The sequence below is a fragment of the Isoptericola aurantiacus genome (genome assembly GCF_044769875.1).
In the GTDB taxonomy this organism is placed as follows: Bacteria; Actinomycetota; Actinomycetes; order Actinomycetales; family Cellulomonadaceae; genus Isoptericola; species Isoptericola aurantiacus.
On record NZ_JBJBAE010000002.1, the window covers coordinates 545,631 to 560,222 of the forward strand.

Genomic DNA, 14,592 nt, shown 5'->3' on the forward strand with positions numbered 1-14,592 from the left:
TGCAGCGGTCGGTCGACCTGCCGCTGCCCTGTCGACCGTGCAGCGCCCCCGTCCGTGACAACCGCGGGAGTCGTCCGGACGAGGCGGGTGTCAACGGTCCTGGCCCGCAGAGGTGTCGACGTAGTCCCGGTGGCCCGCGACGTCTTCGGGTGGAACGGCGGAACCGAGTCGGCTCAGGTCGTCGCCCGTGAGCCGAAGCGTTGCGGCCGCCGCGTTCTCGTCGAGCCGCTCTCGGCGGCGAGTCCCCGGGATCGGGACCGCACCCTGCGCGATGACCCAGGCGAGCGCGACCTGCGCCTCCGTGGCCCCTCTCTGCTCCGCGATCTCACGGACCCGGTCCGCCAGCTTCAGGTTCGCGGCGAACGCCCCCGGCTGGAACCGGGGCAGTCCGCGACGGGCGTCGTCAGGTGCGAGGTCGTCGAGCCTGCGCACGCTGCTCGTCAGGACACCGCGCCCCAAGGGCGAGAACGCGACGAGACCGATCCCCAGCTCGTCCATGACCGCCTTCTCCCCGTTGTGCAGCAGGTCCGGGGAGAAGAGCGAGAGCTCCGACTGGACCGCCGCCAGGGGATGCACGTCGTGCGCTCTGCGGATCGTGGCGGCCGACACTTCCGACAAACCGATGTGGCGGACCTTGCCGGCGCCCACGAGCTCGGCCATCGCTCCGACCGATTCCTCGATCGGCACCTCCGGGTCGGCACGGTGCAGGTAGTACAGGTCGATCACGTCTGTACCCAGATGCCGCAAGGACCGGTCCGCCGCCCGCCGGATGTACTCGGGCGTGCCGTTGCGGCCGTGAACCGTCCCGTCGTCGTCGGTCTCGGCGGATGCCTTCGTGGCCAGGACGATGTCCTCGCGCCGTCCTCCCAGCGCCCGGCCGATGAGCTTCTCGTTCTCGAACGGCCCGTAGGCCTCGGCGGTATCGATGAACGTCACGCCGATGTCAACGGCATGACGCAGCGTGGCGATCGCCTCTGCCTCGTCGGTCGGTCCGTAGAAAGCGCTCATCCCCATCGCGCCGAGGCCGATCGACGCGACTCGCAGTCCGTCGCCGAGGTCGGCGACCGGACGGTCTGTCGTCGCGTTCGCGGTGGTGGCACTGGTGCCCTGCTCGGTCATCGGTCATCGTCTCCGTCAGGATGGTCGGTCTCGTTCGTGGCGCCAGCAGCGCCCGTCACGTCGCGGTAGGTCGAGATCTTGGCGTCGAGCGCCGCCAGATGACGGCGTGTCCTCGCGAGATCGGCCAGCACACGGTCGCGGTGCTCCTCGAGCACCAGCAGCCGCTGCCTCTCGGTGCCGGGGCGCCTGCTCAGATCTGCGATCACCCGCACGTCGGCGATGGCCATTCCCGTCGCGCGAAGCATCACCAGGCCGGAGAGCCACGCGAGGTCGTGCCGGCCGTAGCGCCGTCGTCCGACCCCGTCGCGAGGCACGGGGCCGAGCAGCAGACCCGCCCTCTCGTAGTAGCGCAGCGTGTCGACGCTCAACCCGACCGCGACAGCGGCTTCGCCGATGGTGAGCCCCTCAGGAGGTACCTCGGCGCTCACCGCCGGGATCAGGAGCTCGGAGTTCTCGTCGGTCATGGCATCAGCGTCCGCCCTGGAGTGCGCTCCCGGTCAAGGGTCGACCACTCGTGACGTACGACACGTCACGAACCCGGACCGTGCGCGGTCGAGAGGGTGAGAGCGCCCGGACGGGCGCCGGAGAGGAAATGATGGAACGCATCGTCGTCGTCGGCGGAGGGTACGCCGGGTTCACCGCGGCGCAGAAGCTCGAAAAAGGGCTGCGACGCGAGCTGCGAAGGGGCGAGGTCGAGCTGGCACTCGTCGACCCCCGCCCCTACATGACCTATCAGCCCTTCCTGCCGGAGGTCGTGGCGGGCTCGGTCGAGGCGCGGCACGCCGCCATATCGCACCGCAAGCACCTGCACCACACCCGACTCGTCGACGGCACCGTCGAGCGCATCGACCACGCCACCCGGTCCGTGATCGTGCGGCCCCGTTCCGGCGACCCGTACCGGCTGCGCTACGACACCGTCATCGTGACCGCGGGCGCGGTCACCCGGGTCTTCCCCGTGCCGGGCGTCGCACAGCACGCGATCGGCATGAAGCATGTCGAAGAGGCCGTGATGATCCGCGATCGGCTGCTGACCTCCTTCGATCGCGCCGCGAACCTTCCCCGCGGGCCAGAGCGGGCACGGCTGCTCACGACGGCTTTCGTCGGAGGCGGCTTCTCCGGCGTCGAGGGCTTCGCCGAGCTGATGTCGCTCGCCCACGACCTGTTGCGCAGCTACCCCGAGATCGACGAGTCCGAGCTGCGCTTCCACCTGGTCGAGCGCAACGACCGCATCCTGCCCGAGGTGTCCGACCGCCCGGGCCGCTGGGTCGTCGAACAGCTCGAGCGACGGGGCGCGTCCGTCCACCTCGGTGCCGGGCTCGTCTCGGCCGAGGCCGGTGCCATCACCCTGTCCACCGGTGAGTCCTTCCCGACCGGCCTGCTCGTGTGGACCGCCGGCAACGCGGCCAACCCCGTGATCGCGACGCACACCGACCTGCCGGTCGACGCACGAGGCTACGTGGTGGTGCGTCCTGACCTCGGGGTCGGCACCACCGACGACCCCGTCGACCACGCCTGGGCGGCCGGTGACGGCGCTGCCGTGCCCGACCTCGCCGCCGGAAGCCCGGGCGCCCTCGTCGTCCCCAACGCTCAGAACGCCGTCCGCCAGGGGCGCCGCCTGGCCCGCAACCTGCTCGCCGCCCGCCGCGGACGGCGCACCACGGCGTACGTGCACCACAGCCTCGGCGTCGTCGCGACGCTCGGCCTCGGCTCCGGGATCTCCGAGTACCGCGGGCTGGTCGTCCGAGGCCGGCTCGCCTGGCTGATGCATCGCGGTTACCACGTGCTCGCCATCCCCACCTGGGAGCGCAAGGTACGGGTGCTCGCCGTCTGGCTCACGGCGTGGATGTTCGGACGAGACGTCGTCTCCCTCGCCTCGGTCCAGCACCCCCGCGCGGCATTCGTCGCAGCGACCCACCCTGTGCCTGCACCCCGGGACGAGGCACCGGAGCGCGCCGCCTGAACACCGGCGCAGGGTCAGGCCGGGCGAGCGAGCCCTCCCAGCTTGTCCGGGTTGACCTGGACGTACACGTGCGCGACCCGGCCATCGACGACGTCGAGCGAGACGACGGCGAGAGGCGCGCCGTCGGTCTCGACCACGAGAGCCGGAGCACCGTTCGCCTCGACCAGCCGCACGTCAGCGTTGTTCCAGTACTTGCGCCAGACGTTGTCGAAGAACAACGACACCCGCTCGACACCGACGATCTCCATGCGCGAGGCGTGCACCCTGCCCCCGCCGTCCGGACGGACGACGACGTCGTCGGCCAGGTACCGCTCGAACTGGGACAGATCACCCTGGTGGGCCGCCGCGACGAACTCCTCGAGCAACCGCCGATGCTGGCTCTTGTCGACCTGGGCCGTCCGCCTGGTCCCGAGCCGCACCTTGGCCCGCCGTGCGAGCTGGCGCGCGTTCGCCTCCCCGAGATCGAGCACGTCGGCGACCTTGCGGTAGGGATAGCCGAACGCCTCCCGAAGGACGTACACAGCCCGCTCGAGCGGGGTGAGCCGTTCCATGAGAAGCAGGGTCGCGGTCTCCAACGCCTCGGCACGCTCAGCCCCCAACGACGGGTCGTCCGAGGTGTCCACCGGCTCCGGCAGCCACGGGCCTACGTAGCTCTCCTTGCGCGCCCTGGCAGACGTGCTCGCGTTGATCGCCAGCCGGGTCGTCACCGTGGTGAGGAACGCCGCCGGGTTACGCACCTGCGCACGATCCGTCCCCTGCCAGCGGATCCACGCGTCCTGCAGGACGTCCTCGGCCTCCGCCGCGCTGCCCAGCACGCGGTACGCGATGCCGAACAGGCGTGGGCGAACGGCCATGAAAGCGTCGAGCGCCGCACCGTCATCAAGAGCACCCAGCCGCTCTGCTGCCGGGTCGCGTGTCGTCACATGCCAGAGGTTACGCCCGCATCGCTCGGCTGCACGGTCAGGACGCAGGGCCGCATTCCAAGGAGGCCGAACAGTGAGCGTCGCAGAGCGCCACTCCTGCCGCGTCGCGTGGTCGGCCACGCACGGCGGCATCCCTACCCGGCCACCCGTGGGCACGCCAGATCGGCTGACGTCCACCCACCCGTGCAGCAGTCCCGAGTTTCGTTCCGCGCCGCCTTTGCCCGGGCCACGAGCTGCTGCGCCAGCCTGCTTCCCGTGCTCGTCGAGCGCCACGGGCTCGATGGTCTCGGTCGTCCTGCCTTCCTCCCCGCCAAGCCCACCCTCCGTCAATCAGACAGACCCGGACCACGCGTTCCCGGCGAAGGCGAATACGAACGGAGACGCTTTCGAGTCGCCGCACCCGGGACGCAATGTCATGGTAATGATGCCTGGGTCAACCGTCGCGAAGGGAACGAGTCATGGCCGCCTTGTCGATCGTCTACTCGGGAGGGGCCTACGAGCTGGTGATCCCGAACTCGGGAGGAGCCGTCGTCAAGATCGTCGATGCGCTCGACAACCCGGCGTACGGGGTTGAGAACCTCGCTGCTGCCATGCAAGACGGAGCGGAGCAGGTCGTGGCGGACTCACAGTACATATTCGGCGATGACGTCAGCCTCGACTTCGTCCAGACGATCTTCGCCTCGGCGGACAGCCTGGAACTGGGGTCCGCGACGATCTTTGCGGTCGAGAACCTCGGTGAGACGCTGTTGGAGTTCCTGGCAGAGGCCGGTGAAGCCCTGGCCGCAGCGCTGGCCTGATACGCGCGGCCGAGGCCGCCATTCATTTGCAAGGAGGAGGCGCACTATGGGGCTCACCGTCTCGATCGAGAACTTCTCGAATCTCGCATGGGCGCGCAACAACTGGCATGTCGGAGCCGGAAAGAGCGACGACGTCAACTGGACCGACGAAGTGACGCAGGTGCCTGCGGAGCACATCGAGGCTCACGACGGTGCGACGACAGCGGCCGCCAGCTCGGAGCACCTCAGTTGGTTGGTGGAGGACGCGCTGTGGATAACTGTGGGATATGGGAGCAGCGAGGGTGACTTCGCGGTGAATCTCGAGCAGTACTTTCACCTGTTCGGCATCGGTGGTCAGTGTGGCTGGGACGTCTGGGAAGGTTCCAGCTGGCGAGGATCCACCACGCGCGCCGAGCCGTACACCTGGCACTTCGCCAGCTGTCGCGTCCTGGCGGTGCCGACGCTCTCGGACTCGGGAGCCAGCGTGAACGTCACCATCGCCGATACCTAGGGCATGCCTCCCAGATCATGGGTGAGACGCGGCGCGCGCTCTCGGCCCAGCAGGCGTCGACGCGCGTGGCGTCGGTGGACTGGGGGGGCAGACCCATCCGCCGACGCCCCGGGGAAGACAACGGTCTGATCTTCTGCCCCGGGACGGCAACGCATCATGCACCGGCCCGTTCGCAGGTGGCACCGCAGTCACGGAATTCGGGCAGGAGCGTTTGCCCCTTCGTCAGGGCTGCAGGGCGGTCATCAGATCAGCCGCGCGGTGCGGCGCCGTGCTGAAGACGACGAGATGGGTCGCGGTACCGGTGGCGAGCAGGGTGCGCAGCTCGCTGAGGTCAGCGTCGGCGGTCGACACCGACATGCCGCTCGCCGCAGGAAGCGCGCTCGCATCGATCAGCTCGGCGGCGCCCAGGCCGCGCCAGATCGAACCCAGTCCCACCCGCGGGGACAGCGCGTCGGTGACCGTGATGTCCTCCGGCGGGGAGCCAGGCTCCAGGCGACGCAGAACCCCGGGCAGCCCGGACTCCAGCCCCCAGGTGACGTACTCGGTGAGGAACTCCACGGCCTCTGCACCAGCCTGCCGCACCGCTGGTGTCGCCAGCAGCCGGCGCGTGCCGGACGCCGCCTCCGCCTCGTCAAGCGCTTCGGGCACCTCGTCGGCGAGCTGCCCGACTGCCTCTTGGTCTTCCGCCTCGATGGGCACGGCCGTCACGGCACGGGACACGGCGCGCAGCGCCGGGGCGTCGTCCGCGCCGAGGGGGAGCACGCGCCACACGATCTCGCCCCCGAGGCTCGCGGCAACGAGATTCCTCTTCAGCGCGTCGAGTGCGTGCTCGGCGTCGAGGCGCACCTCGGTGCGGCGCGCCTCGACCTGCGAGTAGTTGATGGCCCAGTGCCGAGCGGTCGCGATGACCTTCCGAGAATCCACAGGGAAACTCTCCCACCTCGTCCAGCGTGCAGCGAAAACGCGTCGGTGGCTGTAGACCCTGAGGGTCTTTGTCGACGTCATCGGGTGGTCTTGAGCGGCGTCTTGGTGCCGGTGGGTCGCTCGTCGCTGCCGTCCAGCGCACACGCACCGCGATGTGTCCACGATCGGTCTGAGGCACCGCCACGGTGAACGTCCGGTCGGACCGGTCCACGCCACTGGGGCAGCCCCACCGCGTCAGGACGCACGACGGCCCTCCCCGGGTTGTCAGTGGTCCGTCGCTGTTCCCGAGGGGAGCATCCTCTGCTGCACCGGCGTCGCCCACGGAACCATCAGCTTCCCGACCCTGCCGCATCGACGTCACCTCTTGGCAGGTCCCCGCGATTCCCGATGACGGTCAGGGACACACGCCAGTAGGCCACGAGCATGTCTTCGCTGGAGCGCATCGTCGTTGACCCAGACGTCGTCCCACGGACGCCCGCGCGTGCGGGGTACTGGCGTGCGCGTGACCGACGTGCTCTCCCTGCTCGCCGCCGGCGCGGCCGAAGCAGAGATCCTTGCGGACTACCCCTACCTGACGGCGGACGACATCAGGGCGTGCTTGCAGTATGCCGCCGCCCTGGCGGACCATACCGTCCTGATCGCCTCGTAGGACCGTGCGATTACTCGACGACGCGCAACTGCCGCCTGCGCTCGGGGCGGATGTTGTCCGAACACGGTCACCACGCCGAACATGTCATCGACGTCGGTCCGGGCGACGCGCCCGACGGCGACCTGTGGCGGTGCGCGCTGGACAACCAGGCCGTGATCATCAGGAAGGACGAAGACTTCTCGGACATGACCACGGTCCGCAGCCCAGCGCCGGTCATCGTCTGGGTCCGCATCGGGAACACCACGCGATGAGGCCTCATCAAGTGGTTCCAACCGTTGCTCAGGCAGGAACGGTACGAATGCGCATGGGCCGAACTATCTGGTTGCCCGGCGCCGACTGGCTGCGTCGGATCGTGCACGGGCGACCCGTGCCCAGGCGCCCGGCGGGGGGACGAGTTCCGTCGCACCGGGTTCGCTGAACGCCTGCAACATGTACTGCCCGAACCTGCGCCAGCTGTCGGGTGCCGTACGCCCCATGCCCCGGACGATGCCCGCGTTGGCGTTCAGCATCAGGTACAGGTCGCTGTGGTCGAAGTCGTCGCGCACGACTGCGGCGGCCTTCGCTCGCTCGACGAGCAGGATGCTGGCATCCAGCGCACGCCCGATCTCGCTGCGGAACGACTCGCTCGCCCCACGGGGGCTGAGGATCAGGTCACTGAAGGCGAGATCCGTCGCCTGCTGCTGCAGCATGAAGAAGACGAAGTCCGAGAACGCCGCGCGGGCATCGCCCTTTGCCTGTGCGGCGGCCTGCTCGCTGCGGTCGGCGTAGAGCCGGATCTTCTGCTCCATGACGACCGTCACGAGCGACTCCACCGACGGGAACCTGCGGTAGATCGTGCCCACGCCCACCCCGGCGACCGAGGCGACGTGCTCCAGCGTCACGGAGGTGCCCTGCTCGGCGAAGACCCGTGCCGCGGCACTGATGATCGCCTGTCGGTTGCGCTCGGCGTCTGCTCGCAGCGGTTTGGCGACGTCCCCGGTGGTCGTTCTCATAGGGGCATCCTAGCAATCTGGAATGGATCCTCCAGTTGTGTGGTTGAATGGCTAAGCGGAGCGACGGTTCCGCTCCGACCCGGTGACTGCATGGAAGGCAGGATCAAGATGAAGGCTGTGGCGCTGAAGGACTTCGGTCAGGCTGTGGAGCTCCTCGACCTGGACGTCCCCGCCCCCGGCGCCGGTCAGGTGCTGGTGAAGGTGAAGGCCGCGGCGGTCAACGGCTTCGACGTCGCCGTGTCCAACGGCTACCTCCAGGGGATGATGGAGCACCGCTTCCCCGTGGTGATCGGCAAGGACTTCGCCGGTGTCGTGGAGGCGCTCGGCGAGGGCGTCACCGAGCCCGCCGTCGGAGACCGGGTCTTCGGTGTGGTGGCTGGCGAAGCTCTGGGCGACGGCTCGTTCGGGGAGTACGTCGTGGCCTCCGCCACGTCCGGGATCGCCCGCATCCCCGAGGGCGTCGACTTCGCGCACGCGGCCGCGCTGGGCCTGGCCGGCAGCGCCGCCACGGACTCCGTGGGCGCCGCGGGCATCACTTCCGGCACCGTGGTCCTGGTCGCGGGTGCGACCGGCGGTGTCGGCCAGCAGGCCGTCCAGCTCGCCGCCCAGGTCGGCGCGACGGTGATCGCGACGGCACACTCCCCCGAGGAGGTGGCGAAGGTCCGCGAGCTCGGCGCGACCTCGACCGTCGACCACACGGGAGACGTCGTCGCCCAGGTCCGCGCGGAGCACCCGGACGGGATCGACGTCGTGCTGCACTTCGCCGGCGACCCCGTCGCGCTGACGGGCGCACTGACGACCGGTGGTGCCCTCGTCTCGACCCTCGTCATGGACCCCTCCCAGGTCCAGGTCGACGACGTGAACGTCGTGCCGATCTTCGCGCAGTCCACCACGGCCACCCTGGAGCGCATCGCGCGCAACCACGCCGACGGGCTGACGAAGGTCACCCTCCAGCGTGAGTACCCCCTGGAGGAGGCGCCCGACGCGCTGCGCGACTTCACGCAGGGCACGCTCGGCAAGCTCGTCATCACCGTCGACTGAAACCCACCGACTGGGCCGACGCGGCACTCACGACCGCGTCGGCCCAGTCGCGCGCAGAAGGGCTGCCCTCATGGAACTCGGAGTGTTCTCCCTCGCCGACGTCTTCCCCGGCGACGGCGACACCGTCGCGTCCCGCACCGACGACATCACCTCCTACGGCATCGCGGCCGAGCGCGCCGGGCTGGACGTCTTCGGCGTCGGCGAGCACCACTCGCGGCAGTTCGCCGTCTCCTCCCCCGCCGTCAACCTGGCGGCGATCGCGCAGGCCACCTCCCGCATCCGTCTGACCAGCACCGCCACGGTGCTGTCCACCCTCGACCCCGTGCGGGTCTACCAGGACTTCGCGACGCTCGACCTGATCAGTCGTGGCCGCGCCGAGATCTACGCCGGACGCAGCGCGTTCGTCGAACCGTTCGCGCTCTTCGGCCACGACGTCCAGGACCTCGACAGCCTCTTCAGCGAGAAGCTCGACCTGCTGCTGCGACTGCGCGGCGAGGACGCCGTGACCTGGCACGGTTCCCACCGCCCACCCTTGCGGCTGGCCGCGGCGAACCCCGCGATGCGCCGCGACTTCCCGATCTGGGTGGCAGTGGGTGGTACGCCGGCCAGCGCGCAACGCGCCGGCGAGCTCGGCCTGCCCATGGCGCTCGGCCTGATCGGCGGGACACTCGACCGCGCCAAGCGGCTCGTCACCCTGTATCGCGCCGCGGGACGCGCAGCAGGCCACTGGGACGACCAGCTCCGGGTGGGGATCACCAGCCACTTCTACGTCGGCGAGTCCCAGGAGGCCGCCGTCGAGGAGTTCTTCCCCTACTACCAGCGCTACCTGTCCCCCGACACCAACAACGGGCGCGGCTGGCACGTCGACCTGGCCAGCACCCACCAGCTGGCCGCACGCCGTGGCGCCCTGATGGTCGGCGGGCCCCGCGAGATCGCCGCCAAGATCCTCGACCGGCACGCCGAGCTCGGAGCGGTCCGCTTCCTCGGCCAGGTCGACCTGGGCGGACTGCCCCGCACGATGGTCAGCCAATCGATCCGCCGCCTCGGGGAGATCGTCGCCCCCGCCGTCCGCAAGGTGCTCACGCCATGAACGTCACCGTCTTCGGCGCCACCGGCGCCATCGGCTCCCTGACCGTCGCCGAGCTTCTCGCCCGCGGCCACACCGTCACCGCCTACGCCCGCAACCCCGCCAAGGTCCCGGCCTCCTGGGCCGAGCGCGTGCGCGTGGTGATCGCCGAGATCTCCGACGTGCAGGCCATCGACTCCGCCGTCGCCGGCGCTGAGGTGGTCGTCAGCGCGCTGGGGCCCAGCATGGACCGCACGGCCACCGGCCTGCCGCTGGTCGACGGCACCCGGCACATCCTTGCCGCCATGGCCACCCACGGCGTCACCCGCTACATCGGGCACGGCACGCCCAGCGTGCTGGACCCCGAGGAGACACCCACGATCCAGACCCGCCTCATCGGCCTCATGGGTCGCACCCTGCTGCCTCGCGCCTACGCCGAGCTGCTCGGGATGACCGATCTCGTCACGAGCTCCGCCGCCCGCTGGACCATCGTCCGCTTCACCGCCCCGAAGAACACCCCTCGCCAGCGCCACCTGCGCGTGGGCTTCTACGGCACCACCAGGATCGGCTTCGCCGTCGGCCGCGCCGACATCGCGGCCTTCACCGCCGCGCAGGTCGACGACGACACCTACGTCGGACGCGCACCCGCCATCAGCCACTGAACCCTGCCGAACACCACACACCCGAGGAACCCATGTTCATCGCACTCATCATCACCACTGCCCTGCTCGCCCTCGTCGCCGTCAACTCTGCCGCGATGAAGCTCCGCAGGAACGAGCAGGTCGTCGCGACCATCAGCGGCACCGTCGGCCTGCCCGAACGCCACATCCCCACCCTGGCCGTCCTCGAGATCGCCGGCGGCCTCGGCATCGTGGCCGGCCTGTGGTTCGCGCCGCTCGGCGTCGCGGCCGCAGCCGGCCTGACCGCCTACTTCATCGGAGCCGTCATCGGCCACCTTCGCGTCGGCGACACCAAGGGCGTGGCCTCCCCCATCATCCCGCTCGTGCTGTCCGTCGCGGTCCTCGTGCTGCGCGTCGACACCGCCTGAGGCCCAGGAACCTCACCCTCTTCGGGGAGGGACCGCGTTCACCGCGGTCCCTCCCTTTCTGCCTCCTGCGGTCCGGCGAGCTCGCGGGTCAGGCAGCGAGGTGGTCGGTCAGGGCGGTGACCGCGTCCAGCTGCTCGGAGGTGAGCTCGACGTCGGCTGCCGCGGCGTTGGCGCGCATCTCGTCGGGAGTCTCGGCCCCGACGATCACCGAGGCCACCGCAGGTCGGGACAGCAGCCAGGCCAGCGAAACCTGCTGCATGCCCAGGCCCCATGCGCGGGCGAGGCGGTCCACCTCGCGGGCGACGGCGATCTCCTCCTCGGAGAACCCGGGGCCGCCGTACCGCTCGTCGCCGGCGACCTCCCGGTCCAGGACGGACAGGCTCGCGAGCAGGCCACCGTGCAGCGGCGCGTAGGGCACGATCGACAGACCGAAGTGCTCGCACGCCGGAGCGAGCTCCCTCTCCGCGCGGCGGTCCAACAGGCTGTACATGACCTGCGCGGCCACCGGTGCGGAGACCAGGCGGCGGTCGTCGGCGATCCACAGCGCCTCGGTCATCTGCCACGCCGGATGGTTCGACAGCGCGGCGTAGCGGATCTTGCCCTGCCGGATCAGGTCGTCGTAGGCGGCCAGCGTCTGCTCCAGCGGCGTGCGTGGGTCCGGGAAGTGGCCGTAGTAGACGTCGATGTGGTCGGTACGCAGCCGTCGCAGGCTCCGCTCGACCTGCTCGACCACGTGTCGGCGCGAGAGCCCCGCATCCGGGTCCCAGCGCCGCTCACCCGACTTCGTCGCCAGCACCACGTCGTCGCGGCGGCCCTCGAGGGCTCGGCCGAGGATCTCCTCGGCAGACTCCCGCTCCGACGCCGGCGGATGACCGGGACGGTCGAAGATCGGCGTGTTGCCGTAGACATTGGCCGTGTCGAAGAAGTTCACCCCGGCCTCCAACGCGGCGCCCACCACGGCGTCAGTGTCCCGGGCGACCGGGGCGACACCGAACGTGGCACTGCCCAGACAGATCTGCGAGACACGGATCCCGGTCGGTCCGAGGACGGAGTACTTCATCGAGCTTCCCTTCATCAGGAATCGGCGGGACAAAGCGGTCGGCGGGTCCATCCACCATCCCTCAACGCTAACCGATCGGTTATGTTTGGGCGACGGCAGGGAGAGGACGGCGAGCATGCCCGAGGTCACGGAGACCCCCGACGCGACGCGGGGCAGCCCCCATGCCCGCGCACGCGGCCCGTACCGAACCGGCGTACGCCGACGCGCCCAGGTCATCGACGCGACCATGGAGGTCTTCGCCCAGCACGGCTACGCCGGCGGGTCGATCCGCGCGATCGCGGAGAGGGCCGGCGTCTCCCACGCCACGCTGATCCAGCACTTCGGCAGCAAGGAGCGGCTGCTGATCGCAGTACTGGAGGAATGGGATCGTCGCACGGTCGCCGAAGGCCTCGCCGACGCTAGCGGACTGGACTACTTCCGGCGACTACCGGAAGTCATGGCCTCCCACCAGGCCAACCGAGGCCTGCTGGAACTGTTCACCACTCTCGCCGCCGAAGCCTCCAGCCCCACCCACCCCGCACACGACTTCATCGAGCATCGCTATGCGACGAACCTCGCCACCCTCGCCGGCCATCTGGGCGACGCTGTCCGCGACGGCGACGTCGTCCCGATGACCGACGCGCAGATCATGATCGAGGTCCGCCTGCTCACCGCAGTCATGGACGGCATCGGACTGCAGTGGCTGCTCGATCCCTCCACCGATGTCGCGGGAGCGATGAGCGCATGCGTCGAACGAGCGGTGACCGCGTGGCGGACCCAGGACTGAGCTGCACCACCCGTCGGGGCCACACGGCTCCGGTCGCGGCGGCATGCCGTCCGAGCGCGACCCGCTTGACCTAGAGTGCTCTAGGTTCTGAGACTGGTTGACGTGACCACCACCCCTTCCCTCATCGGGTCCAGCGACATGTCGATGCGCCAGATGGTGCAGCTGTCGGGGCTGAGCGAGCACGCGCTGCGCTTCTACGAGAAGGTCGGGCTCGTCGGCCCGATCGCCCGGGATGCCTCGAGTGGGCACCGGCACTACGACGAGGGCGACGCGATCCAGATCGTCACGATCGCCTGCCTGCGCGCCACCGGCATGTCCATCGACGAGATGCGCCGCTACTTCGAGCTCAACGAGATCGGCCTGCCCGCGGCAGCCGAACAGATCGAACTCTTCGAGCAGCACAAGGCGTCCGTGCGGCAGCAGATCACCCGCCTCGAGCATCAGCTGGAGTACCTCGACGGGAAGGTCGCCTACTGGCGGGCCCTCGAGCGCGGCGACCAGGTGCAGGCGAAGGCCATCGGCACCCGCAACCTCGAGAAGGCTCTCGAGATCAACAACGAGATCAAGCAGGAGAACGCATGAAGACCTGGTTCATCACCGGCACGTCCAAGGGCTTCGGCCGTGTTTGGGCCGAGGCAGCCCTCGAGCGCGGCGACCAGGTGGTCGCCACCGCCCGCAACCTCGACTCGATCGCCGACCTGGCCGAGCGCTACCCCGACACCGCGCTCACCGTCACCCTGGATGTCACCGACCGCGACGCCGTCCTCGCGGCCGTCGCTCAGGCCAAGGACCGCTTCGGCCGCATCGACATCGCCATCAACAACGCGGGCTTCGGCGTCTTCGGCACGGTGGAGGAGGTCAGCGACGCCCAGGCACGCGCCCAGATGGACACCAACGTGTTCGGCGCGCTCTCCGTCACCCAGGCGGTGCTGCCGATCATGCGCGAACAGGGCGCAGGTCACATCATCCAGGTCTCCTCCGTCGGCGGCGTGCACGCGTTCCCCAACCTCGGGATCTACCACGCGAGCAAGTGGGCACTCGAGGGCTTCAGCCAGAGCCTCGCCGCCGAGGTCGCCGGGTTCGGCATCAAGGTCACGCTCGTCGAGCCCGGCGGCTACGGCACCGATTGGGGCACCGCCTCCGCCGTGCACGCCGACCCGAACCCGGCCTACCAGCCGCTGCGCGACGCCATGGCCGCCCGCCGCGGCAGCACCCCCCAGGGCGACCCCGTCGCGACCGGCCCCGTCATCCTCCAGCTCGTCGACATGGACCAGCCGCCCCTGCGGTTCTTCCTCGGCAAGGGCCTCGCCCAGATGATCCGCGCCGAGTACGACAACCGCCTCACCGAATGGGACACCCACGCCGAACTCTCCCAGCAGGCCTGACCGACGCTGAGCCGCGATCCACGGCCCTCGACGAGCGCCTTGCCCGTCGAGGGCCGTGCTGCGGCGGCGCCCCCGTCGGATGGCGGCGTTGCCAAGCCCTGCGCGCCGGGGTGTCCTTCCAGGAACAGCGAGACTTCGCCATCCTCGGCATGGGGTCACCGGTCCCCCTCCGGACACCGCTCCCACCTGGGAGAACGCCGGCATCCGATGCATGTGGGAACACCCGTGGGAACGCAGAGACCTTCCCGCGGGAACACTCAGGGGAACATCCCGAACCGCGGAAGCACCCGGAGACGACAGAAGGCCCCCTGGTTGTGGACCCAGGAGGCCTTCGTCGTCGCTGTCTCAACGAGTGTCCGGAGGGGGACTTGA

At 69.8% G+C, this 14,592-nt stretch carries 18 protein-coding genes; 12 read left to right on the plus strand and 6 right to left on the minus strand.

The window, feature by feature from the left end:
* Positions 1–90 precede the first annotated feature (90 nt).
* Positions 91–1,119, minus strand: a complete 1,029-nt coding sequence (locus ACIQLL_RS09515; protein WP_402465974.1) for an aldo/keto reductase — start codon at positions 1,117–1,119, stop codon at positions 91–93.
* On the minus strand, positions 1,116–1,583 hold the full coding sequence (locus ACIQLL_RS09520; RefSeq protein ID WP_402465976.1) for a MerR family transcriptional regulator: 468 nt from the start codon (positions 1,581–1,583) through the stop codon (positions 1,116–1,118). Before ACIQLL_RS09520 ends, ACIQLL_RS09515 begins: the two co-directional genes overlap by 4 nt.
* A gap of 131 nt (positions 1,584–1,714) precedes the next feature.
* On the opposite strand from ACIQLL_RS09520, the gene ACIQLL_RS09525 reads away from it, so the two are divergent.
* Positions 1,715–3,079, plus strand: coding sequence for an NAD(P)/FAD-dependent oxidoreductase (locus ACIQLL_RS09525; RefSeq protein WP_402465979.1), 1,365 nt, complete (start codon positions 1,715–1,717; stop codon positions 3,077–3,079).
* A 14-nt stretch (positions 3,080–3,093) separates the two neighbouring features.
* Here ACIQLL_RS09525 and ACIQLL_RS09530 read toward each other — a convergent pair whose 3' ends face one another.
* Entirely contained in the window at positions 3,094–4,002 is a 909-nt protein-coding gene (locus ACIQLL_RS09530) for an RNA polymerase sigma-70 factor (protein WP_402465982.1), read from the minus strand.
* Between the two features lie 458 nt (positions 4,003–4,460).
* Between ACIQLL_RS09530 and ACIQLL_RS09535 the strand changes: the two genes are divergently transcribed.
* Both ACIQLL_RS09535 and ACIQLL_RS09540 read left to right on the plus strand, forming a co-directional pair.
* Positions 4,461–4,799: a hypothetical protein gene (locus tag ACIQLL_RS09535; RefSeq protein WP_402465984.1), complete on the plus strand. Its 339-nt coding sequence runs from the start codon at positions 4,461–4,463 to the stop codon at positions 4,797–4,799.
* A 46-nt stretch (positions 4,800–4,845) separates the two neighbouring features.
* Positions 4,846–5,289 (plus strand): hypothetical protein, encoded by a 444-nt coding sequence (locus ACIQLL_RS09540; RefSeq protein ID WP_402465987.1) that lies wholly within the window; start codon positions 4,846–4,848, stop codon positions 5,287–5,289.
* A gap of 222 nt (positions 5,290–5,511) precedes the next feature.
* Here the strand turns inward: ACIQLL_RS09540 and ACIQLL_RS09545 are convergent, their stop codons facing one another.
* On the minus strand, positions 5,512–6,213 hold the full coding sequence (locus ACIQLL_RS09545) for a hypothetical protein (RefSeq protein ID WP_402465990.1): 702 nt from the start codon (positions 6,211–6,213) through the stop codon (positions 5,512–5,514).
* Positions 6,214–6,661: 448 nt separating this feature from the next.
* On the opposite strand from ACIQLL_RS09545, the gene ACIQLL_RS09550 reads away from it, so the two are divergent.
* On the plus strand, positions 6,662–6,862 hold the full coding sequence (locus tag ACIQLL_RS09550) for a DUF433 domain-containing protein (protein WP_402465992.1): 201 nt from the start codon (positions 6,662–6,664) through the stop codon (positions 6,860–6,862).
* Positions 6,808–7,113 (plus strand): DUF5615 family PIN-like protein, encoded by a 306-nt coding sequence (locus tag ACIQLL_RS09555; RefSeq protein ID WP_402465995.1) that lies wholly within the window; start codon positions 6,808–6,810, stop codon positions 7,111–7,113. The genes ACIQLL_RS09550 and ACIQLL_RS09555 overlap by 55 nt, the downstream gene beginning before the upstream one ends.
* Positions 7,114–7,176: 63 nt before the next feature.
* Here ACIQLL_RS09555 and ACIQLL_RS09560 read toward each other — a convergent pair whose 3' ends face one another.
* Positions 7,177–7,854, minus strand: a complete 678-nt coding sequence (locus ACIQLL_RS09560; RefSeq protein ID WP_402465997.1) for a TetR/AcrR family transcriptional regulator — start codon at positions 7,852–7,854, stop codon at positions 7,177–7,179.
* A gap of 90 nt (positions 7,855–7,944) precedes the next feature.
* On the opposite strand from ACIQLL_RS09560, the gene ACIQLL_RS09565 reads away from it, so the two are divergent.
* From ACIQLL_RS09565 to ACIQLL_RS09580, 4 genes are all read left to right on the plus strand, one after another.
* The gene (locus tag ACIQLL_RS09565; protein WP_402466000.1) at positions 7,945–8,895 is read left to right on the plus strand and encodes an NADP-dependent oxidoreductase; all 951 of its coding nucleotides are present in this window, start codon (positions 7,945–7,947) and stop codon (positions 8,893–8,895) included.
* Between the two features lie 70 nt (positions 8,896–8,965).
* Complete coding sequence (locus ACIQLL_RS09570) at positions 8,966–9,985, plus strand: LLM class flavin-dependent oxidoreductase (RefSeq protein WP_402466003.1); 1,020 nt, start codon at positions 8,966–8,968, stop codon at positions 9,983–9,985.
* Positions 9,982–10,623: an NAD(P)-dependent oxidoreductase gene (locus ACIQLL_RS09575; protein ID WP_402466005.1), complete on the plus strand. Its 642-nt coding sequence runs from the start codon at positions 9,982–9,984 to the stop codon at positions 10,621–10,623. The genes ACIQLL_RS09570 and ACIQLL_RS09575 overlap by 4 nt, the downstream gene beginning before the upstream one ends.
* A 32-nt stretch (positions 10,624–10,655) precedes the next feature.
* Positions 10,656–11,009 (plus strand): DoxX family protein, encoded by a 354-nt coding sequence (locus ACIQLL_RS09580; protein ID WP_402466008.1) that lies wholly within the window; start codon positions 10,656–10,658, stop codon positions 11,007–11,009.
* 88 nt (positions 11,010–11,097) lie between these two features.
* On the opposite strand, the gene ACIQLL_RS09585 is transcribed toward ACIQLL_RS09580, so the two are convergent.
* On the minus strand, positions 11,098–12,069 hold the full coding sequence (locus tag ACIQLL_RS09585; protein ID WP_402466010.1) for an aldo/keto reductase: 972 nt from the start codon (positions 12,067–12,069) through the stop codon (positions 11,098–11,100).
* A gap of 115 nt (positions 12,070–12,184) precedes the next feature.
* On the opposite strand from ACIQLL_RS09585, the gene ACIQLL_RS09590 reads away from it, so the two are divergent.
* From ACIQLL_RS09590 to ACIQLL_RS09600, 3 genes are all read left to right on the plus strand, one after another.
* The gene (locus ACIQLL_RS09590) at positions 12,185–12,835 is read left to right on the plus strand and encodes a TetR/AcrR family transcriptional regulator (RefSeq protein WP_402466013.1); all 651 of its coding nucleotides are present in this window, start codon (positions 12,185–12,187) and stop codon (positions 12,833–12,835) included.
* Positions 12,836–12,937: 102 nt separating this feature from the next.
* Positions 12,938–13,417, plus strand: coding sequence for a MerR family transcriptional regulator (locus ACIQLL_RS09595; RefSeq protein ID WP_402466016.1), 480 nt, complete (start codon positions 12,938–12,940; stop codon positions 13,415–13,417).
* Positions 13,414–14,220 (plus strand): SDR family oxidoreductase, encoded by an 807-nt coding sequence (locus ACIQLL_RS09600; protein WP_402466018.1) that lies wholly within the window; start codon positions 13,414–13,416, stop codon positions 14,218–14,220. Before ACIQLL_RS09595 ends, ACIQLL_RS09600 begins: the two co-directional genes overlap by 4 nt.
* Positions 14,221–14,592: the final 372 nt, after the last annotated feature.